We start from the raw sequence: 24,944 nt of genomic DNA, 5'->3' as shown, positions 1-24,944 counted from the left end.
CTCGCTGATGGAATCAACAAGCACCGCACCGAGCGATCAATACCGTCGAAGAGTTCTAGGTGTGCCAGTGGATGCATGCCGCGATGTTCAGGCTGCGGCGATTGGTTTGCATGCTCGTGGTGGTGGCCAGATCGTCACGCTTAATGCGGAGATGACAATGGCGGCTAGAGAGAATCCAAGGCTAGGTGATGCTATTGCCGCGGCAGATCTAGTCATCCCAGATGGGATTGGCGTGGTTTGGGCGCTGAGGCGTCAGGGAGTTGTGGTGCCGCGTAGTCCTGGCATTGAACTGGCACGTTCGTTACTTGCCTATGCAGAGGCTCATGATTGGAAGGTGGCCCTAGTGGGAGCAACCCCGCAGGTCATGGATCGTTTGAGGCAACTCCTGAAGCAAGACCTGCCTGCTCTGCGACTTGTGATGTCTTCGCATGGTTATCAACCCCAAGATGCTTGGCCTGGCCTGGAAGCCAAGTTGAGAGTTTTGCATCCTGATCTTGTGCTTGTGGCTCTAGGAGTTCCCCGTCAAGAAACGTGGATAGCGCGCGTAAGGCGGGCATGTCCAGGCCTCTGGATGGGTGTTGGGGGAAGTTTCGATGTATGGGCTGGGATGAAAAAGCGAGCCCCCGAATGGATGTGTCAGTTAGGGCTCGAATGGCTCTATCGGTTGGGCCAAGAGCCCAGCCGATGGAATCGCATTCTTTGTCTGCCTACCTTCGTCTGGGAGGTATGGCGTCGAGGAAAAAAGCGTTGATTGAAATGAATGCTTCAGCGGAAGCCCACAGATGCTTGCCAAACAAAGACAAGCAGGAAGAAGAAAATGGGGATGAGTGGAAGAACATCCACTGCTGGAGCGTAGGCCTGATAGGCCTCTGGCAGTTGGGCCATCAGATCGAGAGTGAAGGCTGCCATCCCTAGTTGCTCAGCTGCGTTTCATGGACGTTACCACGTGTGATGTGCTGCTGAGTCCGGTTGCCAAGGAGCGAAATCCTCTGAAAAACAGTCATCTTGAATTGCCTGGCTAATAGCTGAGGTGAATCTGATCAGCTGGGTGAGGTTGTGCAGGCTTAGAAGCGTGAGCCCTAGGAGCTCCTCGTTGCGAATCAAGTGATGCAGATAAGCCCGGCTGTGATGGCGGCAGGCTGTACAGGTACAGCTTTGATCTAGGGGTGTGTGATCTTCACGAAAGCGGGCATTGCGTAAATTCCAGCGCTCGCCAGCGACAAGTGCTGTGCCATGTCTTCCCAGGCGGGTAGGCAGCACACAGTCGAATAGATCGATACCGCTGGCAACTGCAATCGCTATTTCTCGCAGGGTGCCAATCCCCATCAGATAGCGGGGGCGATCCTGGGGAAGCAGAGGAGAAACCTGGCGTACGATGCGATGAATGTCTTCAACCGGTTCACCCACGCTGACGCCACCGATGGCGATGCCAGGCAAACCAAAGCTGGCCACGATTTGAGCACTTTGCTCTCTGAGGTGGGGAAAACACCCTCCCTGAACAATGCCGAATAGGGCTTGATTTGCGTGTTGATGGGTGTTCGAGCAGCGTTCCAGCCATGCATGGGTGCGCTTACAGGCAGTCTCTACATCGCTTTCGCTGGCTGGGTATGGGGGGCATTGGTCGAAGGCCATAGCGACATCAGCACCAAGGGCCATTTGAATTTCGATGGCTCGTTCTGGCGTGAGTTCAATCTGGCTGCCATTACGAGGGTTGCGAAAAACGACCCCGTGATCATCAATACGATTCAGGTCTGCCAGGCTGAAAATCTGAAAGCCACCTGAGTCGGTAAGCAGTGGGCGGTCCCAGCCCATGAAGCGATGCAGGCCACCGGCATCGGCCACGATCCCCTCGCCTGGCTGAAGATGGAGGTGATAGGTGTTGGCTAACACCATCTGAGCTCCGGTGTCGGCCAGTTGAGTGGCTGTGATGCCTTTCACCGTTGCCAACGTGCCCACAGGCATGAAACGAGGTGTGTTGACAGAACCATGAGGAGTGCGGAAGCAGCCAACGCGAGCACGTGTGTGTGAACAGTGGGCGTTGATCTGAAAATCAAACACGGCTAGTGCTACGGCGATACTTCAGCGCCACAGGGCACCAGGCCGATCATGACCCTACGTTGGGCTTTGCCTTTGGCTGGAGGTTGGAGATCTTGCGCGCTCCCCTTTGGCTCCGGGATTTGGCTGGGGCATGGATCTTCTACTCCGTATTGCCTGCTTGGCCAGGGCTGAAGCCACGTTTTGAACGGATTGCTCGCTTTGCTCCTTGGATCGGATTGGTGCTGGGAGGACTGCAGTCTTTCCTTTGGCTTGTCTTGATCCGTGCCGATTGGCCGACCTCGGCAGTGACACTTTTGGTCATCGGGCTGGGTGCCTGGCTGTCGGGTGGTCTTCACCTTGATGGGTTGATGGACACGGCCGATGGTCTGGCGGCTGGTCGTGAGCGCTGTCTGCAGGCTATGGACGACAGTTGTGTTGGAGCTAGTGGAGTCCAGGCTCTGCTTGTGGTGGTGTTACTTCAGATTGCATCCCTACTTCGGCTTGGTTCTCTAGCCCCTTTGGCTTTGCTGATTGCTGCCTTTTGGGGGCGTTGTGCGCCGCTTTGGGCCATGGCGCGCTTCTTTTACTTGCGTGAGGGGCAGGCTGGCACCGCATCCTTTCATCGTCGTTATCGCAAGGGATGGCAGGAAGCATTACCAGCATGCTTAGTGCTGCTTTTGGCATTAACGGTTGTCCCTTCACTCATGATCGTGGGGTGGCCCAGTCAGATGGTTTTGATGGCAGGAATTGGTGTGGGTGTCTTGCCGGCGTTTTTAGTGCCTGAACTGCTTGGACGTCGTCTTGGTGGGCATAGCGGGGATTCTTATGGCGCTTCAGTCGTGCTGGTGGAAACAATCACGCTTCTGTTGCTGGCGGTCTTACTGCCGGCAGGCTGAGCAGAAAGGCATTCCCTTCGCTGGGAAGGGCTGGATCAAGGTTCGCTGGAGAGGTGATCAGTTGCAGCGAACCTCCCAAATCTTCAGCCAGTTGGCGTCCCAGGGCGAGGCCAAGGCCGCTGCCGGGGCGATCGCCACTGCTCTGGCCTCGAATGCCTCTGCTGAAGATGCGCTCACGCTCTTGCTTGTTGATGGGTTCACCTCCATCCCAGACGCATACTCCGTTTTGTTGCAGGCAAAGGCCGATAGGGCGGCCTGCAGGGCTATAGCGGAAAGCATTCTCCAGCAGGTTGGCCACGATTTCAGCGACCACTCCATCTCCTGAAGGACGTAGCTCTTCAGTCCAGGCAGGCCATTGGCTGGGTCCATGCCAAGGGCGTTTTTGCAAGGCTGATGTGGCTATGGCGCGTTCGATCAGTGGTGTTAGTAAGGATTTGATAGTGAGATCAGTGGCTTGAGGCAGTAATGGAGGCAGCAGCAATGGGGCCTTGATGCTTGGTTGGATGGGCAGATTGTCCTGGCCGATCTGGTCGAGGCTGGAGATATAGCGATCTAGTTGTGCTTGCTCGCTCAGCAGACCCTTGATCAAGGTGCGGTGACGACTATCGGGCTCTAGGCGCTTCATCAAGAGTTGGGCATAGGTTCGAAGCGCGGCTAGCGGATTGCGCAGTTGATGCACCATCAGGCTGATTTGTTCCCGTTGCTCGGCCAGCTCATCAAGCAGCCTGGCGCGCTCAAGCTCAAGACTGAGGCAATCGGTGATGGCACTCGCAGTAGCAAGCAGCCGTCGGTCTAGGCGGGTGGGCCAGGATGGCGAAGAGAGGGGTTTTTCGGCTCTGAGTACTCCAAGCAAGATCGTTCCTTCTTGAAGCGGGTACCAGCGTCGATCAGGTGAGGGTGCACGAAGCTCAGGGTCTGCCTCTACAGGTGGCAGGGATTTGTTCCCATTGGCGGGCCACTGACTTACGGCTTCCAGGCTGGGGGCGCGCCCGTCTCTTGCTTGAGCGATATAGACCACAAGCTTCTCTAGTGGAGCCTCCGCTTCGAAGCTGCTGAGTTGTTGCTTCACCAGATTGAGGAAGCGGTTTGACAGCTTCATGGCGAGCGATGTGCCTCTGGACACCGACACCAAGAGGCTGATACGAATGACACCTTGTAAATTCTGAAAAAAGTATTAAAATTTGAGCGCCGATTGGCTTGAAAGCCTCGCCCAGAGGCTGTAGCTCAAAGTCGGACAAGGCAGAGGTTGCACAAATTGTGTCACCAAAGCCACAGCAGAGGTTGCACAAATCGTGTCGCCAAAGCTACAGCAGAGGTAGATGCGTCCTCTGTTGGATCCTCGGCCTCGGCCGATCATGTTGAAAGTGATCCCTCAGGGTGTTGTAGCTCTGCTGCGATTCCCTGAGTAAGGCTTGCTGACATTTGGGCATCTTCATGCTCTTGCATCGTGCTTGAGCGCTATTTGCAGGACGGTCCTAAGCCGCCCCGTTCCTCTCTCCATCGCACTCCTATAAAGGAGTTTCCCGTTTATGTCTAAGAAGCGCAAGCGGATCAGCCGCAGACGATTGGCTGGTCAACGGGTGTTGGCTCATGTGCCTACTTTCCATCTCGAAACCGGTGAATACAAGCCTGTGACGGCAGCTCGTCGTTACATCGCCGAATCTGGTTTGGTCTCACCAGCGATCCTTAATGTTCGTCGTAACGAACACACCACTGATCGCTTTTTCTGGGGCGAGAAAGGATTGTTTAGTGCTCAGTACGCTGAAGAGAACCATTTTCTCTTCCCCTCTTTGCGCTTGATCGTTGACTCCGTTGGGGAAGAGGTCATGTTTGAAGGCCTTGAACTGACTTCCGACGACTGGGAGGAGATCGAGGAGTATGAGTACGCCTTCGTTTGACTATAAAGCGATTCCTTAGTTGAACCAAGAGTGCAAGGCCTGTTGCATCCGGGGGATTAGTTCTCCCGGAATGCAGTGGCCCCCTTCGAAGCTCACTAATGCCGTCTCCAATCCGCTTGTTTTTAGGCTTTTGAGGAGTTGTTCAGAGGCGGCGTAGGGAACTACATCGTCTTGGCGCCCATGTAGGAGAAGCACAGCGGGGCGAATGCTTGGCGCTACCCAATTTGGATGTGGGTATGCACTGCAGCCGATTAGGCCTGCTAGAGGTAGATCACAACCACTCGCCAGGGCCATTGCTCCCCCTTGAGAGAAACCCAGTAAAGCCGTTCTTTGTAGAGGAATTTCTGGGGTTTCCAGGGCTTTCAAGCGAGCCTGAAGTTGAGAGATCGCATCAGGAACGGCTGCCCAGTCGCTTGGAAAGAGTCCATACCATTGCCGGCCCAGACCTTGAGGATGACGTTGTTGTGCCCGTAGAGCCACTAGTTCTACGGGAGGCTCGATGACTTGGCAGAGCTCTCGGCCAAGGGGCATCAGATCGTCTGCATCTGCACCCCAGCCATGCAGCAGCACAAGCCTGTAGTAAGCACCTTTGGGAATGTCGCGGAGAAGGTTGTCGCTCACGGCAGGTGTTGTATCGCTGCTGCGTAGGTTGGCCCACGGAATGCTTTCGTCTCTGCTGCCATGGCTCCCATCGCCTTGTTGAGCGTTTCAAACAAACATGGGATTGTGCCTCTAGCGGAATCCTTGCATCGCATGCATGGGTTTCAGCTGCTTTCCAGCGGTGGCACAGCCAAAGTGCTGGAGGATGCCGGTCTGCCCGTGACGCGGGTTGCTGAGCACACAGGTGCAGCGGAAATTCTTGGAGGAAGGGTGAAGACTCTGCATCCTCGTGTCCATGGAGGCATCTTGGCGATGCGGGGCGACCCTGATCATGAGGTCGATCTGGAGCAGCATCAGATCCCTCCCATTGATGTGGTGGTGGTGAATCTTTACCCGTTTCGGGAAACAGTGGCCAATCCGCAGGTGAGTTGGGAAACTGCAATTGAGAATATTGATATCGGTGGCCCCGCCATGGTGCGAGCGGCGGCAAAGAACCATGCGCATGTGGCTGTGCTCACGAGGCCGGATCAGTACGACAGATTCCTAGTGGCTTTAAGTGATGGTGTGGATGACCAGCTCCGTCGTGAGCTTGCCCTTGAAGCCTTTGAGCACACCGCTGCCTATGACGTGGCCATCAGCCATTGGATGGGCGAGCGGCTGACTGAGCAAGCTTCCCAATGGCTTGAGGCTATTCCCCTTAGGCAGAGGCTGCGCTATGGCGAGAATCCCCATCAGCATGCGGCTTGGTACAGCGCTCCGCAGCAGGGTTGGGGAGGTGCCATTCAGTTGCAGGGCAAGGAGCTCAGTACCAACAATTTGCTTGATTTGGAAGCTGCCCTGGCCACTGTTCGGGAGTTTGGATATGGCACGGAAGGCGCTCAACAAGCTGTTCAAGATGCTGCCGTGGTGGTTAAGCACACCAACCCTTGTGGCGTCGCGATTGGCACTGGCGTGGCGTCGGCCTTAAGCCGTGCCTTGGATGCGGATCGGGTGAGTGCATTTGGAGGGATCGTGGCTCTGAATGGATTGGTGGATGCCACGACTGCTCGGGAGCTCACCAGTTTGTTCTTGGAGTGTGTTGTGGCACCAGGCTTTGAACCAGAAGCTCGGGAAATCCTTGCCACCAAGGCCAACTTACGTTTGTTGGAACTGGCACCAGGTGCCATTGATGCGGCTGGTCGTGATCACATTCGCACCATCCTCGGCGGGGTGTTGGTGCAGGACCAAGACGATCAATCGATTGATCCCACCAGTTGGACTGTGGCCAGCAAACGCTCGCCTAATGCTGAAGAAAACGCGGATCTCACCTTTGCATGGCGCCTGGTGAGACATGTGCGCTCTAACGCCATCGTGGTGGCTCGTGCTGGCCAGAGTCTCGGAGTTGGAGCGGGCCAGATGAACCGAGTCGGCTCGGCGCGACTAGCCCTTGAGGCAGCTGGCGATCAAGCCAGGGGAGCTGTTTTGGCTAGTGATGGCTTCTTCCCCTTTGATGACACGGTGCGTTTGGCGGCTAACCATGGCATCTGTGCCGTAATCCAGCCTGGTGGGAGCAAGCGTGATGCAGATTCAATCGCTGTTTGCGATGATTTTGGTCTGGCAATGGTGTTGACGGGAAAGCGCCACTTCTTGCATTAAGTTAGTAATAATCAAAGTTAATATCGAGCCAATTTGTTTGCCTATATTTTGACTTTGTTGATTTCCTTGATGAGTTTCATTCTGACTGAATTTGCTTTGGCTTTGTTCCTTGCTGCCAGTGAAATGCGCCCTGGCCCTGCACAAAGCAAGTAAAAGAAAGTAGTTGCATAAACACCAGACAATTCAAAGGCATAGCTATGGTTTTCGACCACGGCGAAGGGGAAGCCTTGCAGGCCAGTATCAAATAAGTGGTATGTAATGGCAAAAGCCATTGTCGATAGAAGGCCAAGCGCACAGAGCCTAGTAGCAAGTCCGAAAGCGATTCCAATTGGACAAATGATTTCTGTTAAAGCTGCTGCATACGTCCACAGCATAGGGTCGCCTGGTAGGAAGTTAAGGTGTTGGCTGATGACAAATTCCGAGAAGCCTTCTGGATTTTGGAGCTTCTCTAATCCGTTGTGGACCATCAAAATGCTGACCCCGAGCCGGAGTATGAGAATTCCAAATTCGGAGAAGTAGTTAATCGATTCTGACGATGAACTGGCTTGAGGTCCTAGGTCAGAGTCAGATCCCTTTGCTTTAGGGGTTTCGGAGCCGGCCATCATCACCATGGATTGCAGGTGAGCACTTTAGAGAATCGGTTTGCAGATCAAGGCGATAACAGGGTTGACTCGCTCAGAAAGCTGCATGGCGACGTGGTGGGCAGGTCAGTCCATGGGTGGCATGGAAGTCTTCTTGAACCTTCCATGTAAGTCGGCGCGAGATTTGTCGCACGACTTGCCTCAGCAGCTGGTCACCACTTGTCTGTACAAGACCATCTGGTAGCAGGGTGATCACTTTCGGTAGTTGGATCCACACCGAAAGATCCAAATCCCAGTTCACGATGGTGGTTTGTTGGACAGTATTGCTGGCTTCTGTTTCTGATGGCTCCAGTTTCAGCCCAGCCTTGAAGTCCACATCGTAGTGATCACAAAGGGGCAGATCTTGATGCGTTAGGTCCACATTGATGATTTGGTAGAGCCCTTGCTGCTGAGGAAGCAGCTTTAGGCCGATGCAAGGCTCCACTTCAAAGCCAAAATTTCCGAATCGACCAAGCGTGAGGAGATAGGACTGATCATCGAGGGCCTTGACCTCCATGGGTGCAGCACAGCGTTGAAACCAGCCTTGATGGTGGTCAAGATATGCCGCCACGTTTTTTGGCGGCGCAAGCATCTCCATGCGATCGGAAAAATGACTTCGATAGCAGCGGACTTGGGATTTGTCGCTGAGGCGCAGATATTGGTCGGCAGGTATCGACAAGGGCGGCACGGATGGTCATCCCTGGCTGGGTTGGCCTGGGATATTAACAAATGTAAAGCCAGGGTGTTGTTCAGCCGGAGGTTAGGTCGATCAGCTTCTGAATCACATGTTCAACTACTCGATCGGGTGTTGAGGCTCCGGAGGTGATGCCGACGCTCACGCTTCCAGCAGGTAGAAAATTACTTTCGATGAACAGATCTTCTCCCAGTGGCTTGTGTTGGATGCTGTTGTTATCACCAATACGTTCTGGGGTATCGATGTGGAAGGATCGGATTCCTCGGCTGATGGCGATTTCCTGTAGGTGAGTGGTGTTGGATGAGTTGAAACCACCAATCACCACCAGTAGATCTAGAGGCTCATCAACTAGCGAGAACATTGCTTGTTGCCGTTCCTCTGTGGCGTCACAGATGGTGTTGAAGGAAAGGAAATGTTTGTTGAGCTCTATTGGGCCATATTTTCTGAGCATGGTGCGCTCGAATAAACGACCGATTTCCTCGGTTTCACTTTTCAGCATGGTGGTCTGATTGGCTACCCCAAGGCGTTGGAGATCTTGATCTGGGTCAAAGTTTGCAGAGCATGCCTTAGCAAAGCGTTTCATGAACGCTGCACGATCTCCTTGGCCCAGGATGTAATCGGCGACTAGTTGGGCTTCATCAAGGTCTAAAACAACTAGATAGGTCCCTGCAAAGGAGCTGGTGGCCAAGGTTTCTTCATGCTTCACCTTGCCATGAATAATTGAGGTGAATTCTTGCTTCTTATGTTTCTCCACGGTGTGCCACACCTTGGAAACCCATGGACAAGTGGTGTCGATGATGTGACAGCCACGCTCATGAAGCAGCTCCATCTCCTGAACAGTGGCACCGAAGGCGGGCAGGATCACTACATCGCCATCATTGACGCAGGAAAAATCTTTGACACCTCCTTCAGCGTGGATGAACAGCACGTCCATTTCGCGTAAGTGTTCATTCACTGAAGGGTTGTGAATAATTTCGTTAGTAATCCAAATGCGCTCGCTTGGGTAGTGCCTACGGGTTTCATAGGCCATCGCAACTGCTCTCTCTACTCCCCAGCAGAAACCAAAGGCCTCAGCCAATTTCACCTGAAGCCGGCCATGTTGAAGCACATACCCATTGTCTCGAATCGAGCCAATTAGGCTGCTTTGGTAGGCCTTCTCAAGGTTGCTGGCGACTTCGTTGGCTCGCCCGAAGCCCCTACGGTTGTAACGCTCAGAGTGATGGAGTGAGCGTTTGAAAGCTTGTGTATCCATCGTGGCAGCAGCAATCTCCTGACTCTATGGGCAGCTCAACACTTTTGAAGCACAAAAAAGCCCGGCACAGGGTCGGGCTTAATGGGATTCAGGTTGTTGATCAGGGTTTAGTTGCCGGCTGAGGCGAAGTCGGGATAAGCCTCCATACCGTGCTCACCGATATCAAGACCTTCGATTTCCTCAGCCTCTGTTACGCGGATACCGCCAAACAGTGCTCCGATGACAGACCAGGCAATCCAACAGGTCACCACGGTCCAGATGGCGTAGGCAGCGCAGCCTACAAATTGAGCCCAAAGCTGACTTGCGCCACCCCCAACGAATAGCCCAAGGGCGGAACCATCACCTTGGATGTCAAAGCCCCATAGGCCGATCACGAGGGTTCCCCAGATGCCACAGATGCCGTGGACAGAGAAAGCTCCAACTGGATCGTCGATGCCTAAAGAGTCAAGGGCTGAGACCGAGAACACCACAATGAAACCACCGATTAGGCCTGCAACCCAGGCCCCTACCAGCGTGAGATTGCCACAACCAGCTGTAATGCTCACTAGGCCGGCAAGGATGCCGTTGATGATCATCGTTAGATCAGGCTTGCCGGAGCAGAGGGTGGAAATGATCGTTGCGCCGATGGCGCCACCTGCAGCTGCGAGTGTGGTTGTTACAGCCACGTAGGGGACCCATTGATCCATGGCGAGCTGGGAACCGGGATTAAAGCCATACCAGCCGATCCAGAGGATTAGAGCGCCAAGGGTGGCGATGGACATGTTGTGTCCTGGAATCGCTTGGGCCTTGCCACCGACAAATTTGCCGATGCGCGGACCGAGCAGCATTGCTCCCACCAGACCTGCCCAGGCACCGACAGAGTGAACGATCGAGGAGCCTGCGAAATCAATGAATTCAACGCCTTCGCCAAAGGCAGTGTTGAGCCAGCCCCCGTTCCATTCCCAGCTGCCAGCGATTGGGTAAATGAAACCAGTTAGCACTAGGGAGAACACCACGAACTCGCCGAACTTGACGCGCTCTGCCACGAGTCCTGAGACGATAGTTGCAGCTGTGCCTGCAAAGGCTGCTTGGAAGAGGAAGTCGACGCTTGGGACAAGACCTGCTTCGCTGATCAGTTCAGGGGTTACAGCAGGATCAAAGAACAGGCCGTTGAAATAGAGCCATCCTGCCGAAACAGGATCGCCGTACATCAGCGAATAGCCGATGAACCAGTACGACGATACCGCTAGGGCAAAGACAAATAGGTTTTTGGCGAGAATGTTGACCGCGTTTTTTTGACGACACATTCCTGCTTCGACCATCGCGAAGCCGGCATTCATGAAGATCACCAGAATCGTTGCAACCAGAAGCCAGAGATTGTTGGCTAGGAAGGCAGCATTCAGTTCTGGCATCTCGGCGGCATGGGCCGAGAGGTTGAAGAGTCCTAGGCCGAAGAGAGCCAAGGGCACGCAAGCCAGCCACGTCAGTGAGCGATTGGAGCTGAAGCCACGGATGCTGCGCAGGAGGAGCATTGGCCCCTCCAGGAGGCTGGCCTCCTGGAGGCGTACCGTGCGCCGCCTGGAGCGCGGAAGCGGAGCAGTTGTCATTGGAAGAAGCAGATCTGCAAAACGAGCTGGAAACCTTTGTGATAGCTCAAAGGAGAAACTTGCTCAACTTGGGATTTTTTTATGTTCATGTTGATACGAAATATGGGATTGGTGGACGCTTTTAGGTCTATTTGCGGGGGTGAAAGTTCATTTTGTTACATCTGGAGCTCTTTTTGCTGTGTCAACTCTGTGTCGTCTTGGTAGGCCTAAGGCCTTCCCAGGTGATCTTGTCGAGGTGAAATCCGAAGCAACAGGGAATGACTTCCACGCCAGCTGTAAGAGCCAGACGAAAGAGTTCGCCATAGCGAGGGTCTGCGCTATCCCCTGGGGCGAACGCTTGGACATCGTGGCGGCTGAGGCAGGGCACCAAGACTGCTCTGGACTCTGGCAGCACACCGATTAGCTCTTTGAGATGTTTTTGCCCTCGTTCTGTCACCGTGTCGGGAAAGAGGGCTAAGGAGTCTTCGATCCAGGTGGTGTTCTTGACCTCTAAGTAAATGGGTCTGGTGTCGGAGCAATTGGCATCAGGGGTTAAAAACAGGTCAATGCGGCTGCGTCGGTTGCTTCCATAAGTCACTTCCGCACGGATTGCTGCGATCGGACCGAGGACTTGCTTGAGGTGTCCGGCTTCAATCGCTGCTCTGATCAGGCTATTGGCCAAGGCTGTGTTGATACCCACCCAGCAGAGGCCGCCCTGGGCGCTGGGTGCCTCCGCTTGCTCCCATGTCCAGGCCAACTTGCGCTTGGGAGAAGGCGCATGGCGGATTCTCACTCTGCCTCCAGGATGAAGAACACCAGTCATGGGGCCTGTGTTGGCGCAGTGGGCTGTCACGATTTCGCCGCTGACTAGCTCCACATCGGCAAGGAAGCGCTTGTAGCGCTTCACCAATATTCCTTCATCGAGTGGTGGGAATGTGAGCAGTGGACTCCCTAACAATCCTTCCGGGATGGCCTTGGTCATGGGGATGCTTGCAGGGCTTGAGAATGCTGCTAAATGATCAGATGGTCTGAGGCCCAAGGATGGGGAGATCCTTAAAGCGTATTGCTCTGGTTGTCACAGTCGGCACCTTGCTAAGCAAGGTGGGAGGGCTGGTTCGTCAGCTTGTAATTGCGGCTGCCTTCGGGGTGGGAGCGGCTTATGACGCTTACAACTACGCCTACGTCTTGCCGGGGTTTCTGTTGATTCTCCTGGGTGGGATCAACGGTCCTTTCCACAGCGCCATGGTCAGTGTCCTCAGCAGACGGCCGCGGCAGGAAAGCGCTCATGTGTTGGCGGCGCTCAACACCATGGTTAGTGCTGCTTTGTTGTTGTTGACGGCTCTATTAGTGCTGGCAGCCAATCCGTTGATCACTTTGGTGGGCCCAGGTCTGAGTCCTGAGCTGCATCGGATTGCTGTGGTTCAGCTTCAGGTGATGGCACCAATGGCTTTGTTGGCAGGTTTGATCGGCCTGGGCTTCGGCTCCCTTAATGCTGCTGATGAGTTCTGGATTCCGGCGGTTTCGCCAATCATGTCCAGTCTTGCTTTGGTGGTCGGTGTCGGAGTTTTGTGGTGGCAGGTCGGCACGAACATCGGCTCCATGCAGTTCGCCCTTAGGGGTGGCATTGTTTTGGCACTAGCCACCTTGGTGGGAGCCCTGTTGCAGTGGCTGATTCAACTGCCGGCGTTGATCAGGCAAGGCTTGACCAAGATGAAGTTGGTTTGGGATTGGCATCATCCAGGTGTGCGGGAGGTATGGCAGGTCATGGGCCCGGCCACCCTTTCTTCAGGCATGTTGCAGATCAATGTCTTTACAGATCTGTTTTTTGCTTCCGGCATTTTGGGTGCGGCAGCTGGTCTGGGCTACGCCAATCTTTTGGTACAGACGCCTTTGGGGCTGATCTCCAATGCATTGCTGGTGCCACTACTGCCAACATTTGCCAGGCTCACTGCCCAGGAAGATCGGCCTGCACTAGTCACTCGCATCCGTCAGGGGTTGATGTTGTCTACGGCCAGCATGGTTCCTCTGGGGGCCATGTTCGTGGCTCTTGGAACCCCAATCGTTGCTTTGGTGTACGAGCGAGGGGCCTTTGATGCCCAGGCGGCCAGCTTGGTGAGTGGATTGCTGATGGCCTATGGCGTGGGCATGCCTGCCTATCTAGCTCGTGATCTGCTGGTGCGTGTGTTTTATGCCCTAGGTGATGGCACTACCCCCTTCCGACTTTCTACGGCAGGGATTGGCTTGAATGTGGTGTTTGATTGGTTGTTGGTTGGTGGCCCAACCCCTTGGGGCCCTCAGTTGCCATTCAATTTCGGGGCTACCGGTTTGGTGCTGGCGACGGTTGCAATCAATCTGCTGACCTGCGCAGCTCTCTTGGTGGGCTTGCATTCGCGACTAGGGGGCTTGCCTTTGCAACGGTGGGCTTTTGATGGCGTCAAGGTGCTTTGGGCTGGCCTGGCGGCAGGGTTTGCGGCTTGGGCTCTGGCGACCTTGATGCAATGGCCTCAGGACCTGCTGGGACTTTTGATTGAGGTGTGTCTGTCAGTGATCACCGGCCTTGCTGTATTCGCTCTCATCAGCATCTCTCTTGGTGTCGCTGAGGTGCGTGAGCTAGCGCGGGAGCTGCGTTACAGAGTTATTCCTCGCTGAGGCGAACTTCGCGATCCTCACGGACTTGAATTGGTAGCTCCAGATGGTCTCGGCCCACCAGCTGGGGTCCCTGTACCGAAACGATGCGTGCTTCGATCCCGAATTCCTGGAAGGCGTTTTCGAGCTCTTGAATCAGAGCTTTCTCCACCTGGTCCTCAGCATCGACAACTTTGCCGATGAGTCGCTCCCCTAGTGGTCCGATGCGTTGACGCATCACTTCACGGGCGTTGGTGACCTCGATGATCAGCACTGGCCCTCCATGGATGGCAGCAACCTTATCGGCAGTAGGGCTCCAGGATCTCCTCAAGGTCACGAAGTTGAGAGGCTGGGATTAGGCGCGCCAGTGGTAGGCGGGTGCTCCCTCCACCTAGGGGCACTTGCACTGATTCCAGGGCTTGGCGGGCTGCCACATTGGCGCCTTCATTGAGCCTGACGCTGCATTCGATGGCAAGGTTTTCTGCAAGCCCTGCATCGCCCAGATAAAGGTGCCAGCTGGCGATCTGAAGGTAGATGCGATCGGCAAGGGATAGTTGTAGCTCTTTTAAATCTGCTGGATCGATTGTCATAAGTGATGGTCTTGCTAGGTGGATGCTGGCTTGATGTTGGGATCAGGCTTGCTCTTCGGTGGTCTTGGCCTTGGGTCTTTTGACGACTACAAATGCAAGGTGGATGAAGAGTCCAGCAAGCCAGATTTCGCTGAACCAATCCAAGTGTGGCCATGGGTGGCGCATTTGTTGAATGAACCAAAGGCCACTGTTGAAAGCTGCAAAGGCCATGGCATGCAGGGTGAAGTTGACGATTCGAGCGAAATGTTGATAGGTCGGGTCGGTTGTGTCGGCGTTGCCGTACCAGCGAATTGGCATGAGCAGTGTCCTTGTAGATCTCTCGATTGTGGCGCTTGGATGAGACTCGGTTGACGAAGGCCCCCATGATGAAGTCTGATGTTTCCTTCTAAGCGCCTGTAGCTCAGCGGATTAGAGCATCTGACTACGGATCAGAGGGTCGGGAGTTCGAATCTCTCCAGGCGCGCTGATTAACTGCCCTTCGGGCAGTTTTTTTTTGCACTTGGGTCCGGCGGCAGTCTTAGGGCTAAGGGCTTTGCTTAAGACGTGAAGAACCATTGCCTACGATCCGAAAACTGTTGGGTTCTGTAAATGACGGATCGCTTCTTGGCTTCTATTAATGCTGCCCTGACGGATTCCGACCCGGCGATTGCAGGCTTGATCGATCAGGAAAGGCAACGTCAGGAGACCCATCTAGAGCTGATAGCCAGTGAGAACTTCACTTCTCAAGCTGTGATGCAGGCTCAGGGTTCTGTTCTCACCAACAAGTACGCCGAAGGTCTTCCCCATAAGCGCTATTACGGCGGTTGTGAGCATGTCGATGCGATTGAGGAGTTGGCGATCGAGCGTGCTCAGCGGCTCTTTGGTGCGGCTTGGGCCAACGTGCAACCTCATAGTGGCGCGCAGGCCAACTTCGCCGTCTTCCTGGCGCTGTTGCAGCCCGGTGACACCATCATGGGGATGGATCTATCCCATGGGGGGCATCTCACTCATGGTTCTCCTGTCAATGTCAGCGGCAAGTGGTTCAAGGTCGTTCATTACGGCGTGGAGCGTGATAGTCAGCAGCTCGACATGGAGGCTGTTCGTCAGCTGGCCCTGAAAGAGCGTCCTCAACTGATCATCTGCGGCTACTCGGCCTATCCCCGCACGATCGATTTTGCTGCTTTTCGCAGCATCGCTGATGAGGTGGGCGCTTACTTGTTGGCGGACATGGCACACATTGCCGGCCTTGTTGCGGCTGGGGTCCATCCGAGTCCTATCGCCCACTGTGATGTGGTGACGACGACCACCCACAAGACATTGCGTGGCCCCAGAGGCGGCTTAATCCTTTGTCGTGATGCGGACTTTGGCCGTAAGTTTGACAAGGCAGTGTTTCCTGGCAGTCAGGGCGGCCCTTTGGAACATGTGATTGCAGCCAAGGCTGTGGCCTTAGGAGAAGCTCTTCAGCCAGAGTTCCAGGTTTATAGCTGTCAGGTGGTGGCGAATGCCCAGGTTCTTGCTGGTCGCATTCAGGAGCGCGGGATTGCGGTGGTGAGTGGAGGAACAGATAATCACCTTGTCTTGCTGGATTTGCGCAGCATTGGGATGACCGGGAAGGTTGCTGATTTGCTTGTCAGTGAAGTGAACATCACCGCCAATAAGAACACAGTGCCCTTTGATCCTGAGTCGCCTTTTGTGACCAGTGGTCTGCGCTTGGGCACGGCGGCCCTCACAACTCGTGGCTTTGATGATGAGGCATTCCGTGAGGTTGCTGATGTGATTGCAGATCGTTTGCTTAAACCGCAAGATGAATCGATCAAGGCGCAGTGCTTGGAACGGGTGAGACAACTTTGTGGCCGTTTCCCTCTCTACAGGGATGTCCTCCAGCCAGCGCTTGCTTGACTGGCCCTTCGCTCTGGAATCACAGGTTTGCTCTGCCTAGGATTCATTCCATCGGCCCTTCTTAAGGTCGCTTGCTACAGGAGCAAACTTGACTCTCGCGAGCAGCCCCTTTGCGTTTGCTACGGCGAGCTTTGTGATAGCTGCTGTGCTTACCACTTTGGTTGTCCCACTCGTGCGGGCGCTAGGCCTTCACCTCGGTCTCACTGATCAGCCTGATTCCCGCAAGCAGCACAGCACTCCGATGGTGCGTCTTGGTGGCATCGCCATGGTGCTGGGATTTGGTTTGGCTCTGGCAGTGACATGGGGGCTGGGGGGGTTTGGTTTACTTGCGCCTGCGAAGGATCAGCTGATCTGGTCCACGCTGGCGGGGGCTCTTTGCTTTTTTGTGATTGGCCTAGCAGATGATTTGTTCGTTTTGTCTCCTTGGCCTCGTTTGGCAGGACAGGTGGCCGTTGCGTTTGCGATGTGGACTCAGGGGGTACGCATTGGAACGATTGAGTTGCCTTGGTTGGGGGAAGGCTCTTCTTTAATTGCCTTGCCGGATTTGCTTAGCCTTGCTGCCACGCTGGTGTGGCTTGTGGGTATTACCAATGCCATCAATTGGCTAGATGGTCTTGATGGTCTTGCGGCAGGAGTGGCTGGTATTGCCGCTGTTGGTCTTGTGTCGGTCAGTTTTTCACTTCATCAAGTGGCTGCAGGTTTTCTGGCAGCTGCTTTGGCGGGCTGTTGTCTTGGTTTTCTGCGCCATAACTTCAATCCAGCCCGCATTTTTATGGGTGATGGCGGCTCCTATTTCCTTGGTTTTACCTTGGCAGCAATCAGCATCGTGGGACCAGCCAAGGGACTCACCACCGTCAGTTTGTTGCTGCCACTGTTGATTTTGTCTCTACCTTTGGCTGATATGTCGGCGGTGATTATGGGGCGTTTGCGGGAAGGCCGTTCTCCCTTTTACCCTGATCGTCGCCATCTTCATCACCGTCTGCTGCGCGCCGGCTTCAGTCATCGCCGAACGGTGTTGTTGATCTACGTGTTTACACAATGGCTAGCAGCATTGGCCCTCGTGGTGGCCAATGCTGAAATGCGTTTTTTGTGGCTGGCTTTAGCGACAGCCATTCTCGTGGCGACAGTCGTGATCAGCCGTCGTCAACGTAGTGCTGAAGGTGTTTTCGTAGACCCTTCTAGCCCCCTTGCAGCTCCTAGTGATCCACGTGCCTATCGCGATGGTCATGGCTGAAGCTTCGGCTAGGCATGGTGTTGAGATCCTTTGCATTGGCACGGAGCTGTTGCTTGGCAACATCCTTAACAGCAATGCACGTTGGTTAGCTGAGGAGCTGGCTGCTCTGGGGCTCCCTCATTACCGCCAAACTGTTGTAGGAGACAACGTTGAACGTCTCAAAGAATCAGTTTTGGAGGCTGTTGATCGCAGTCGGATTCTGATCACCACTGGTGGCCTCGGACCAACGCCTGATGATCTGACTACTGAAACTTTGGCGGCTGCTTTTGATACGCCGCTTGAGGAACGTCCAGAACTTTGGTTCGAGATTCAGGCCAAGCTCACTGCTGGCGGCAGCATTTCTGCAATCAGCAATCGCAAACAGGCGTTGTTCCCTCGTGGAGCTGAAATCCTTCCAAATCCTTCCGGTACTGCGCCGGGGATGATCTGGTGTCCTCGGCCGGGGTTCACTGTGCTCACCTTTCCGGGTGTGCCTTCTGAAATGAAGCAGATGTGGTCCCAGACAGCCGTGCCATGGCTGCGTCAGCACGGAGGACTTGCTGACATCTTTGTGAGTCGGCTGTTGCGGTTTACAGGAATTGCTGAATCCACGCTTGCTGAAGAGGTGGCTGATTTGCTTGAGCAGGGCAATCCAACAGTGGCCCCGTATGCCGGCCTGGGAGAGGTGAAACTACGGATCACGGCCCGAGGGGCAACGGTGGAGCAAGCCAGGCAGCTATTGGATCCAGTGGATGCAGCGCTCCGTCATCGCACCGGCTTGTTCTGTTACGGCTCGGATGATGAGAGTTTGGCATCGGTTGTGCTGGATTTGTTGCGTCAACGAGGTGAGACCGTTGTAGTGGCAGAGTCTTGTACAGGTGGCGGCGTTGGTGCAGCTTTGGCTGCTGTTCCGAGAGCTTCTGAGGTTTTTCTTGGCGGGGTCATTGCTTACAGCAATGCCATTAAGCAAGCCCTATTGGGTATATCCACAGACCTTTTGCATCAGCACGGTGCAGTTTCGGATCCTGTGGTGCGGGCTATGGCTGAAGGGGCGCGTCAACGGCTGGGGGCAGATTGGTCCATTGCGGTGAGCGGTGTGGCAGGCCCTGGCGGTGGTACGCACGCCAAGCCTGTGGGGTTAGTGCATATCGCAGTAGCGGGACCGCATGGCTGTGATGCAAGCCCTGTGCAGTTCGGTGTTCGTCGTGGAAGGTTGGCAATTCAGGAGCTGAGTGTGGTTCGCAGTCTCGATCAGCTGCGCAGGCTCCTGCTGGATGGGAGCTAAGGTTTTCGGCTACTGCCTCTGAACCTTGAGCTCCGGCACCCTCTACGACAAGGTGTGGGATCTCCATCGGGTGGCTGACCTGCCTGGTGGATCCACTCAGTTATTTGTGGGTTTGCATTTGATCCATGAGGTCACCAGCCCGCAGGCTTTCGCTGCTTTGCAGGACAAGGGTTTGCCGGTGCGGTGCCCTGAGCGCACCGTGGCGACTGTTGATCACATCGTGCCGACGATTAGTCAGAAGCGTCCGTTTGCTGACCCTTTGGCTGAGGAGATGCTCAGCACCTTGGAACGAAACTGTGCCAACTACGGGATTGTTCTTTGCGGCCTTGGCAGTGGCCGCCAGGGCATCGTGCATGTGATAGCTCCTGAGTTGGGGCTGACCCAGCCGGGCATGACTGTGGCTTGTGGTGACTCACACACGTCCACTCATGGGGCGTTTGGCGCCATTGCGTTCGGCATCGGCACCAGCCAGGTGCGGGATGTGCTTGCTAGTCAGAGTCTTGCCATGAACAAGCTCAAGGTGCGCCGGATCTGGGTCGACGGTCAGCTTGGTTCCGGTGTTTATGCCAAGGATTTGATCCTTCATGTGATCCGAAGCCTTGGGGTCAAAGCTGGCGTGGGCTATGCCTATGAGTTCGCCGGACCAGCCATTGATGTGCTCTCTATGGAAGAACGCATGACCCTCTGCAATATGGCGATTGAGGGAGGCGCCCGCTGCGGATATGTCAATCCTGATGGGGTCACTTTTGACTATTTGCAAGGACGGTTTTATGCGCCTACTGGGGAGGCTTTGCATCGGGCAGTGGCCTGGTGGAGGAGCTTGGCCAGTGATCCAAATGCTGTTTTTGATGATGAGGTGACCTTTGATGCGGCCAGTATTGCGCCCATGGTGACCTGGGGCATCACTCCCGGTCAGGGCATTGCTGTAGACGAATCGGTACCGACTGCTGATTCGCTTGAGCCAAGTGAACGTCCAATCTCCGAGGAAGCTTGTCGCTATATGGATTTGGAGCCGGGAATGGCGATTGAAGGGGTTCCAGTTGATGTTTGTTTTATTGGCAGTTGCACCAATGGTCGTCTTAGTGATTTAAAGGCTGCTGCCGCTATCGCCAAGGGCCGCCATGTAGCACAAGGGATCAAGGCCTTTGTGGTGCCAGGATCGGAACAAGTCGCCAGGGCTGCGGAAGCAGAGGGGCTTGATGGTGTTTTTCGGAAGGCTGGATTTGAATGGCGTGAACCAGGCTGTTCCATGTGTCTGGCAATGAATCCTGATCGTCTTGAGGGGCGTCAGATCAGTGCAAGTTCCAGTAACAGGAATTTCAAGGGGCGTCAGGGTTCGTCCCGAGGCCGCACCTTGTTGATGAGCCCCGCAATGGTGGCTGCTGCTGCCATTACCGGTCAGGTCACTGATGTGCGCAAGCTAATCAGCAACACTGTTCCTTCTAAAAGCTTCCACCAATGACGATTGAGGCTATACCTTTCCCCCATGGCTCTATAGACCAGGTTCGGGGCCGTGCCGTGATGTTGCGTGGTGACGACATTGACACGGATCGGATCATCCCAGCCAGGTTTCTTAAATGTGTGAGTTTCGAGGCGCTGGGAGATCAGGTTTTTGAGGATGATCGCTTGGAACTGGGTGGTTCACATCCCTTCGACCTGAAGGTTCATCAGGGTGCTTCGATCTTGGTTGTTAATGATAATTTTGGCTGTGGTTCTAGTCGTGAACATGCACCGCAAGCTTTGATGCGCTGGGGTGTCCGTGCGCTGATTGGACAGAGCTTTGCAGAAATCTTCTATGGCAACTGTCTAGCGCTGGGAATTCCATGTGCAACTGCCGCCTTTGCTCAGATTGATGCCTTGCAGCAGGCGGTAGCAGCGGATCCGTCGCAGTGCTGGGGCTTCAATCTTCAGGCTCAGAAGTTGACGAGTGCTGCGGGTTCATGGGATTTACAGATTGAGTCTGGCCCTCGCGAGATGCTGCTTAGCGGACGTTGGGATGCCACATCGCAGTTAGTGGCTCAGGACGCAGCCCTAAAGCGCACGATGGCAGACCTCCCATACCTCAATGATTTTGTGGCGTCTCTGCATTGAATGTTGTTTGTTGAGGAAGCGGAAGATTGAATTTTTAGTGATTTGCTGCGGCAGATTATTTGCAGCGTGTCTATGAAAAGAGAAAGCGAGCTGGTCATGGTTTCTCTCCGTTATATCTGGACTGTGGTGCTCGTTCTGTTAGCTCCTCCAGCATTTGCGGCGCCAGTTGTGTCGCTCAATGTTGAGCCTTTTACAACACAGATGGAGCAGTTGTACCAATTCGGAGCGTGTAGGAGTTGTGATTTGCGCGGTGCAGACCTCCGTGATGCTCATTTGATTGGTGTAGACCTTCGCGATGCTGATCTGCGGGGTGCTCGTCTTGAGGGAGCGAATCTTGAGGGTGCTGATCTAAGTGGTGCTCGCTTGGATGATGCTCAGCTCAATGGGGCGGTGCTTACGAATACTGAGTTGAGTGGGACAGACTTGCGGCGTGCAGATTTACGTGAGGCTGTGGTGATCAATGCTTACTCACCAGACGTGCTTACAGAAGGAATGCAGTTTGCCGGGGCTGATTTAACTGGTAGTCATTTGATTTATGGGGGTGCTCCTTGATCAAGTGGATTAGAAAAGTTGATCTTCAAATTGATCGAATTGATTAATGGGTGTATATGGAACAAAAGGTACGCCGGTGCCTGTGAAGTTGAAATCATTAAGACGGAAACGAAAGCCACCGATGCCTTGGTAGGGGTTGAAGTAAAAACCGAAGTCATAGGAACGACGTTGCCAGCGCAGTTCGATGTTTGAGTTAATGATGTCGCCGTAGTAAATGGAGTCGGGGTCTACATTCATTCCTATGCCTGCACTAAGTACTAAAGGGCCTGCAATTTGCTGGTTGATGCCTATCCCAAATGTCCCTAAGTCAACGGCTTGGTCAAATTCAAATGGGCTTTCGCCTTCTTTTAGAGTTATTCCGCCGCTGAGCGAAAGTTGTGTGTAGTCAAGGAAAGGTTTGCTGAATGTTCCTAGAGTCAGGGTTGGTCCAGCACTAAAAGTAATGGTGTTTTGAGTAGCAGTATTAATTTCACTACTGTAAGCGCTTAATGTGGCTCTTAGATTAGTTCTAAAGTCCAGACCAGGTACGATAGCTACAGGAGAATACCGGTAGGCTGCTTCTGGCGTGAGGGCAGCAGGCTTGCCACGCCAGACTGGGTACCTACTATTTAGAGATCCATAGAAGTTGATACGCCATAGATCTGAAAGATTTTCATTGGTAAATGATTCCGCTTGATAGTTGCCTACACCAGTCCTGATGAGAAAGTTGTTTCTTAATTTCCCCCATGACCAATCACCTTCCTTTTGGAGGAAGGCACCATAGGCTGAATAAATATCAGTTTCTCCTAAGGATCCATTCCAGGCTTCGTAGCGATAAGCCGCAAAAAGGTTGGCCTGTAAAGAGCCAATCCAGGGGATATCAAAGTTCCTTTTGAGATCACCCCAGTAACGGCTTCCATTAGCAATGTTTTGGGGGTTAAAGGTGCTTATATCAGCATTAATATCAACATCCCACCCCAAAGTGCTCCCAGTTAGTTCTGCTTCTAGGCCGAATAAATCAGCGGCCGTAATTGGCTGGGTTATTTTTTGGCTGTCAATCGAGCTGTCAGGAGCGACGTAGCTTTTTGTCTCTCCGTCGATGGCTCGCTCTAGAAGGAATTGAGGCTGTAGGGAGAGGGTGTAGTTCTTTGTTAGCTCAATAGGTTTTAGATCACGGCCAACAAAGAAACCATCTCGATCATTATTGTCTATGCCAAATACCCAACGGTTCTCAACTTCTTCCTGCTTTTTGATGGTTTGTGTTCTGGAGACTGGGATGGGAAAACGATCTTCTATAATTAGTCGATTGCGGCGGCTTTGGATTACAATATCTCCACTAGGTTCTTCAGTGGCAATTACATCTTCGGCATCAATACGCGTTTGAGAAGGTGTGTAGGGATCATTGGAGAAGCCCATGCGATCTGCTTTCCATCCCTCTGGGTTGATCGTGACATTGGCGGCTTGAATCCTCCAGCGGCTGATCGATCCTGTGATTAGCTTAGTGTGCGCTACTTGCTTTAATTGAGAAACTTTAACTCCGCCATATGCATTTGTTTCTCTTGCCTCCCTTGCTGAGGCCAGATTTCCTCTTTGCAATCCAATGGTGAGAGCTTGTTGGAACTGGATGCTGCTAATACGTTGATCGATCTTGGCAATTGCCTTGGCGCGCAAAGCTTCTTGCTCTGCTGGAGAGAGCGTCGATGAATTCGTCTGGGCGAGTCTTTGTCGCGTGGCAACAGCTTGGGGAGGTCTGGTGCCAAGAGGGAGAGCTTCTGCTTGGGCTTTAGGGTCACCCTCTCCAAGGGTGATCGACTCAAGGGTCTCGTGGAGCCCTTGGCGAGTTATTCGATTAGCACGATCGGGGTCAGGACAACCCAGTGGTGGCGGAACGTCAACTTGCTGCGGTGCAGTTTTGTCTTGGCCCCAGCGGTATCTCAAGCCAACAAGGTAAGCATTACTTCCTTCCTTGACACCGCTATAGGTGCCGAAGGCTCCTGAGCGATGGTGAATGCGTCCCACAAGAGAGAGTTCTTGTGAGACTGCGGCTTCAAGCTCAAAGCTCAGATAGTTGAGCAATTTTGCATAGTTCTCGCGGTAGGTCTTCTCATAGTTGCTATAGGCCGTATTGAAGCTAATTCCCTCGATCACGCCAAAACTCAACCACGGTTGCACCCATAGCCGTGCTCCTATACCCAGCACACCTTCACCAAAGCTCTGCGCAGGTGTGTCTGCAAATGGTACTGATTGATTGAATGCTCCTCCAGCTTGTTGGTTGGCATGGTGAGCAAAGAGGTCTGTTTCTAGTTCAAGAGCGAAGGGGCCTGCACGAGCGATTCTTTTCTGCAGACCCAGGCCCAGGAGATATTCCTCCCTCATTCGGCCATTGAAGAGAAAGGTGTCTCCAAAATTTGAATCAATCATCTGGCCACCCCAAGCCGTTACGGCCCAGGGATGGGGATGCCAATCTGGTATCGGTGGCAGCACAGGTGGACAGGCCATGCCTGGTTGGTTGTTTGCGTCTTGTCGAGATTTCTCGGACGATTGTGGTGGCTGATCTAGCTGGACCCATTGATTGTTTTGGGCAAGACTTTGATCCCAGATCGTTGTTGAAGCGTTCTGGTTGCTGATAGCTCCAGCGGTGGTGCTGTTTAATTCAACGTCTAAAGCTGTGGGGAACCCGAGGCTTTTACTTTCTTGTATTGCTAGGCGCCGTGGTGGCTTTGAGGGGCTTTGTGGGATCTGAGCTGCATCGAGTGAATTGGGGCCAAGGTCGATTGCTGCGCTGTCGAGATCTAGAACGCCATAGACGTCCTCAAGCTCCCCTTCTTTTTGAATCAGGCTGTAGCGGAGGGAACTGGCTTGGAAGTACTGAGATCCCTTGCGGTAATTAACGCTACCCCTGGCATAAAGGGTGTTGAAGTTGCTGTCGAACTCAATGCGGTCTGCATGAAGGACGCCTCCATTGAGAACGGCCTTGACGTTACCTTCAGCGATAAAACGCTCTTGTCGGGCGTCATAGCGTTGGCGGTTAGCCCGAAGTTTGAGCTCTCGGGGAGGTTGGAGAGATTGTTCTGGAAGGCTGGGCTGGCGTTGAAGGCCTGCTGATTGCCTCAACTGCCCCCCTGATCTTGCGATAGGAGCCGTTTGGGTGGGCGAGGAGGTGACTTCTTTGTATGAGTTGCTTGACTGAGAATTTGCTTCAGCAGGGATTAACCCTGTCGCAAGAAAGAGCCCAATGAGAAGGGTTGGGGGACTGTTCGCCGCCAATAGGCTTCAGCTGGGTCAGCTGATCTTCCCATAATTGATGGAAGATATGAGCAGGCCTCAGTCCAGTGTGTTGCGTGACCCGAGAAGTTTCGCTTGCAAAGGCTTTTAGTCTTCGAGATCCTTACGGGCTGGTGTCCTCGAAGGATCGCTGGCCAAGAAGCCGAAGACGAAAACCGCAATAAAGAAGAAGACGACCGAGTAAACGGAGAGCTTGAGGGCGAGCATGGAGAGACCGTTCAGCTTCTAGTACATCGATGACATCTTATG

General features: G+C 53.9%; 25 protein-coding genes and 1 tRNA gene. 12 read left to right on the top strand and 14 right to left on the bottom strand.

Annotation, left to right across the window (positions count from 1 at the left end):
• Window positions 1-7: 7 nt before the first annotated feature.
• Entirely contained in the window at window positions 8-751 is a 744-nt protein-coding gene (locus AKG35_RS09980; RefSeq protein WP_011131231.1) for a WecB/TagA/CpsF family glycosyltransferase, read from the top strand.
• 14 nt (window positions 752-765) lie between these two features.
• Here AKG35_RS09980 and AKG35_RS09975 read toward each other — a convergent pair whose 3' ends face one another.
• On the bottom strand, window positions 766-909 hold the full coding sequence (locus tag AKG35_RS09975) for a photosystem II reaction center protein K (protein ID WP_011131230.1): 144 nt from the start codon (window positions 907-909) through the stop codon (window positions 766-768).
• A 30-nt stretch (window positions 910-939) separates the two neighbouring features.
• Window positions 940-2,058 (bottom strand): tRNA guanosine(34) transglycosylase Tgt, encoded by a 1,119-nt coding sequence (gene tgt / locus AKG35_RS09970; RefSeq protein WP_011131229.1) that lies wholly within the window; start codon window positions 2,056-2,058, stop codon window positions 940-942.
• 92 nt (window positions 2,059-2,150) lie between these two features.
• Here tgt and cobS point away from each other — a divergent pair, with 92 nt between their 5' ends.
• Window positions 2,151-2,933: an adenosylcobinamide-GDP ribazoletransferase gene (cobS, locus tag AKG35_RS09965; protein ID WP_011131228.1), complete on the top strand. Its 783-nt coding sequence runs from the start codon at window positions 2,151-2,153 to the stop codon at window positions 2,931-2,933.
• Here the strand turns inward: cobS and AKG35_RS09960 are convergent.
• On the bottom strand, window positions 2,893-4,032 hold the full coding sequence (locus AKG35_RS09960) for a sensor histidine kinase (RefSeq protein WP_041384688.1): 1,140 nt from the start codon (window positions 4,030-4,032) through the stop codon (window positions 2,893-2,895). The two genes, cobS and AKG35_RS09960, sit on opposite strands and share 41 nt — an antisense overlap.
• A 430-nt stretch (window positions 4,033-4,462) precedes the next feature.
• Here AKG35_RS09960 and AKG35_RS09950 point away from each other — a divergent pair, with 430 nt between their 5' ends.
• Window positions 4,463-4,831 (top strand): DUF3155 domain-containing protein, encoded by a 369-nt coding sequence (locus AKG35_RS09950; protein ID WP_011131226.1) that lies wholly within the window; start codon window positions 4,463-4,465, stop codon window positions 4,829-4,831.
• Window positions 4,832-4,846: 15 nt separating this feature from the next.
• Here the strand turns inward: AKG35_RS09950 and AKG35_RS09945 are convergent, their stop codons facing one another.
• Complete coding sequence (locus AKG35_RS09945; protein WP_011131225.1) at window positions 4,847-5,452, bottom strand: alpha/beta hydrolase; 606 nt, start codon at window positions 5,450-5,452, stop codon at window positions 4,847-4,849.
• 60 nt (window positions 5,453-5,512) lie between these two features.
• On the opposite strand from AKG35_RS09945, the gene purH reads away from it, so the two are divergent.
• Window positions 5,513-7,066: a bifunctional phosphoribosylaminoimidazolecarboxamide formyltransferase/IMP cyclohydrolase gene (purH, locus tag AKG35_RS09940; protein ID WP_011131224.1), complete on the top strand. Its 1,554-nt coding sequence runs from the start codon at window positions 5,513-5,515 to the stop codon at window positions 7,064-7,066.
• A 41-nt stretch (window positions 7,067-7,107) separates the two neighbouring features.
• On the opposite strand, the gene AKG35_RS09935 is transcribed toward purH, so the two are convergent.
• From AKG35_RS09935 to sfsA, 5 genes are all read right to left on the bottom strand, one after another.
• On the bottom strand, window positions 7,108-7,671 hold the full coding sequence (locus AKG35_RS09935; protein ID WP_236069590.1) for a DoxX family protein: 564 nt from the start codon (window positions 7,669-7,671) through the stop codon (window positions 7,108-7,110).
• 70 nt (window positions 7,672-7,741) lie between these two features.
• On the bottom strand, window positions 7,742-8,374 hold the full coding sequence (locus tag AKG35_RS09930) for a DUF1997 domain-containing protein (RefSeq protein ID WP_011131222.1): 633 nt from the start codon (window positions 8,372-8,374) through the stop codon (window positions 7,742-7,744).
• 61 nt (window positions 8,375-8,435) lie between these two features.
• Entirely contained in the window at window positions 8,436-9,632 is a 1,197-nt protein-coding gene (locus tag AKG35_RS09925) for a 4-hydroxy-3-methylbut-2-enyl diphosphate reductase (protein WP_011131221.1), read from the bottom strand.
• A 107-nt stretch (window positions 9,633-9,739) separates the two neighbouring features.
• Window positions 9,740-11,218, bottom strand: coding sequence for an ammonium transporter (locus AKG35_RS09920; protein ID WP_011131220.1), 1,479 nt, complete (start codon window positions 11,216-11,218; stop codon window positions 9,740-9,742).
• 181 nt (window positions 11,219-11,399) lie between these two features.
• Window positions 11,400-12,179 (bottom strand): DNA/RNA nuclease SfsA, encoded by a 780-nt coding sequence (sfsA, locus tag AKG35_RS09915; RefSeq protein WP_052646242.1) that lies wholly within the window; start codon window positions 12,177-12,179, stop codon window positions 11,400-11,402.
• A gap of 59 nt (window positions 12,180-12,238) precedes the next feature.
• Between sfsA and murJ the strand changes: the two genes are divergently transcribed.
• Window positions 12,239-13,846 (top strand): murein biosynthesis integral membrane protein MurJ, encoded by a 1,608-nt coding sequence (gene murJ / locus AKG35_RS09910; protein WP_011131218.1) that lies wholly within the window; start codon window positions 12,239-12,241, stop codon window positions 13,844-13,846.
• Here murJ and AKG35_RS09905 read toward each other — a convergent pair.
• Genes AKG35_RS09905 through AKG35_RS12475 form a run of 3 tightly spaced genes read right to left on the bottom strand, consistent with a single transcriptional unit; the run spans window position 13,833 to window position 14,709 of the window.
• The gene (locus AKG35_RS09905) at window positions 13,833-14,096 is read right to left on the bottom strand and encodes a hypothetical protein (protein WP_011131217.1); all 264 of its coding nucleotides are present in this window, start codon (window positions 14,094-14,096) and stop codon (window positions 13,833-13,835) included. The genes murJ and AKG35_RS09905 overlap by 14 nt on opposite strands.
• Before the next feature lie 25 nt (window positions 14,097-14,121).
• On the bottom strand, window positions 14,122-14,412 hold the full coding sequence (locus AKG35_RS09900; RefSeq protein ID WP_011131216.1) for a DUF3181 family protein: 291 nt from the start codon (window positions 14,410-14,412) through the stop codon (window positions 14,122-14,124).
• 42 nt (window positions 14,413-14,454) lie between these two features.
• On the bottom strand, window positions 14,455-14,709 hold the full coding sequence (locus AKG35_RS12475; protein WP_011131215.1) for a 2TM domain-containing protein: 255 nt from the start codon (window positions 14,707-14,709) through the stop codon (window positions 14,455-14,457).
• A gap of 92 nt (window positions 14,710-14,801) precedes the next feature.
• Here AKG35_RS12475 and AKG35_RS09890 point away from each other — a divergent pair.
• The 7 genes from AKG35_RS09890 to AKG35_RS13040 all read left to right on the top strand — a co-directional run bounded on the left by AKG35_RS09890 (window position 14,802) and on the right by AKG35_RS13040 (window position 21,431).
• Window positions 14,802-14,875, top strand: a tRNA-Arg gene (locus AKG35_RS09890).
• A 125-nt stretch (window positions 14,876-15,000) separates the two neighbouring features.
• Window positions 15,001-16,290, top strand: a complete 1,290-nt coding sequence (gene glyA / locus AKG35_RS09885; protein WP_011131214.1) for a serine hydroxymethyltransferase — start codon at window positions 15,001-15,003, stop codon at window positions 16,288-16,290.
• Between the two features lie 88 nt (window positions 16,291-16,378).
• Entirely contained in the window at window positions 16,379-17,524 is a 1,146-nt protein-coding gene (locus tag AKG35_RS09880) for an MraY family glycosyltransferase (protein WP_011131213.1), read from the top strand.
• Complete coding sequence (locus AKG35_RS09875; RefSeq protein ID WP_197524614.1) at window positions 17,517-18,788, top strand: competence/damage-inducible protein A; 1,272 nt, start codon at window positions 17,517-17,519, stop codon at window positions 18,786-18,788. The genes AKG35_RS09880 and AKG35_RS09875 overlap by 8 nt, the downstream gene beginning before the upstream one ends.
• Before the next feature lie 25 nt (window positions 18,789-18,813).
• Entirely contained in the window at window positions 18,814-20,250 is a 1,437-nt protein-coding gene (gene leuC, locus AKG35_RS09870) for a 3-isopropylmalate dehydratase large subunit (RefSeq protein WP_011131211.1), read from the top strand.
• Window positions 20,247-20,879 (top strand): 3-isopropylmalate dehydratase small subunit, encoded by a 633-nt coding sequence (locus tag AKG35_RS09865; RefSeq protein ID WP_041384683.1) that lies wholly within the window; start codon window positions 20,247-20,249, stop codon window positions 20,877-20,879. Before leuC ends, AKG35_RS09865 begins: the two co-directional genes overlap by 4 nt.
• A gap of 96 nt (window positions 20,880-20,975) precedes the next feature.
• Window positions 20,976-21,431, top strand: coding sequence for a pentapeptide repeat-containing protein (locus AKG35_RS13040; RefSeq protein WP_041385219.1), 456 nt, complete (start codon window positions 20,976-20,978; stop codon window positions 21,429-21,431).
• 9 nt (window positions 21,432-21,440) lie between these two features.
• On the opposite strand, the gene AKG35_RS09855 is transcribed toward AKG35_RS13040, so the two are convergent.
• On the bottom strand, window positions 21,441-24,677 hold the full coding sequence (locus AKG35_RS09855; protein ID WP_071818089.1) for a DUF3769 domain-containing protein: 3,237 nt from the start codon (window positions 24,675-24,677) through the stop codon (window positions 21,441-21,443).
• A gap of 105 nt (window positions 24,678-24,782) precedes the next feature.
• Window positions 24,783-24,902: a photosystem II reaction center protein I gene (locus tag AKG35_RS12470; protein ID WP_011131207.1), complete on the bottom strand. Its 120-nt coding sequence runs from the start codon at window positions 24,900-24,902 to the stop codon at window positions 24,783-24,785.
• Window positions 24,903-24,944: the final 42 nt, after the last annotated feature.

This window comes from Prochlorococcus marinus str. MIT 9313, assembly GCF_000011485.1.
Lineage (GTDB): Bacteria > Cyanobacteriota > Cyanobacteriia > PCC-6307 > Cyanobiaceae > Prochlorococcus > Prochlorococcus marinus_D.
This window is presented reverse-complemented; position numbering and strand designations above follow the sequence as displayed.

What these genes read in the sequence shown, in the direction of transcription:
- AKG35_RS09925 (WP_011131221.1), bottom strand. Translation starts at nt 9,632, where the DNA reads ATGGATACACAAGCTTTCAAACGCTCACTCCATCACTCTGAGCGTTAC.
- AKG35_RS09935 (WP_236069590.1), bottom strand. Translation starts at nt 7,671, where the DNA reads ATGATGGCCGGCTCCGAAACCCCTAAAGCAAAGGGATCTGACTCTGAC.
- AKG35_RS09900 (WP_011131216.1), bottom strand. Translation starts at nt 14,412, where the DNA reads ATGACAATCGATCCAGCAGATTTAAAAGAGCTACAACTATCCCTTGCC.
- AKG35_RS09865 (WP_041384683.1), top strand. Translation starts at nt 20,247, where the DNA reads ATGACGATTGAGGCTATACCTTTCCCCCATGGCTCTATAGACCAGGTT.
- glyA (WP_011131214.1), top strand. Translation starts at nt 15,001, where the DNA reads ATGACGGATCGCTTCTTGGCTTCTATTAATGCTGCCCTGACGGATTCC.
- AKG35_RS12475 (WP_011131215.1), bottom strand. Translation starts at nt 14,709, where the DNA reads ATGCCAATTCGCTGGTACGGCAACGCCGACACAACCGACCCGACCTAT.
- murJ (WP_011131218.1), top strand. Translation starts at nt 12,239, where the DNA reads ATGGGGAGATCCTTAAAGCGTATTGCTCTGGTTGTCACAGTCGGCACC.
- AKG35_RS13040 (WP_041385219.1), top strand. Translation starts at nt 20,976, where the DNA reads ATGGTTTCTCTCCGTTATATCTGGACTGTGGTGCTCGTTCTGTTAGCT.
- AKG35_RS09960 (WP_041384688.1), bottom strand. Translation starts at nt 4,032, where the DNA reads ATGAAGCTGTCAAACCGCTTCCTCAATCTGGTGAAGCAACAACTCAGC.
- AKG35_RS09975 (WP_011131230.1), bottom strand. Translation starts at nt 909, where the DNA reads ATGGCAGCCTTCACTCTCGATCTGATGGCCCAACTGCCAGAGGCCTAT.
- purH (WP_011131224.1), top strand. Translation starts at nt 5,513, where the DNA reads ATGGCTCCCATCGCCTTGTTGAGCGTTTCAAACAAACATGGGATTGTG.
- AKG35_RS09875 (WP_197524614.1), top strand. Translation starts at nt 17,517, where the DNA reads ATGGCTGAAGCTTCGGCTAGGCATGGTGTTGAGATCCTTTGCATTGGC.
- sfsA (WP_052646242.1), bottom strand. Translation starts at nt 12,179, where the DNA reads ATGACCAAGGCCATCCCGGAAGGATTGTTAGGGAGTCCACTGCTCACA.
- AKG35_RS09980 (WP_011131231.1), top strand. Translation starts at nt 8, where the DNA reads ATGGAATCAACAAGCACCGCACCGAGCGATCAATACCGTCGAAGAGTT.
- AKG35_RS12470 (WP_011131207.1), bottom strand. Translation starts at nt 24,902, where the DNA reads ATGCTCGCCCTCAAGCTCTCCGTTTACTCGGTCGTCTTCTTCTTTATT.
- AKG35_RS09920 (WP_011131220.1), bottom strand. Translation starts at nt 11,218, where the DNA reads ATGACAACTGCTCCGCTTCCGCGCTCCAGGCGGCGCACGGTACGCCTC.
- AKG35_RS09950 (WP_011131226.1), top strand. Translation starts at nt 4,463, where the DNA reads ATGTCTAAGAAGCGCAAGCGGATCAGCCGCAGACGATTGGCTGGTCAA.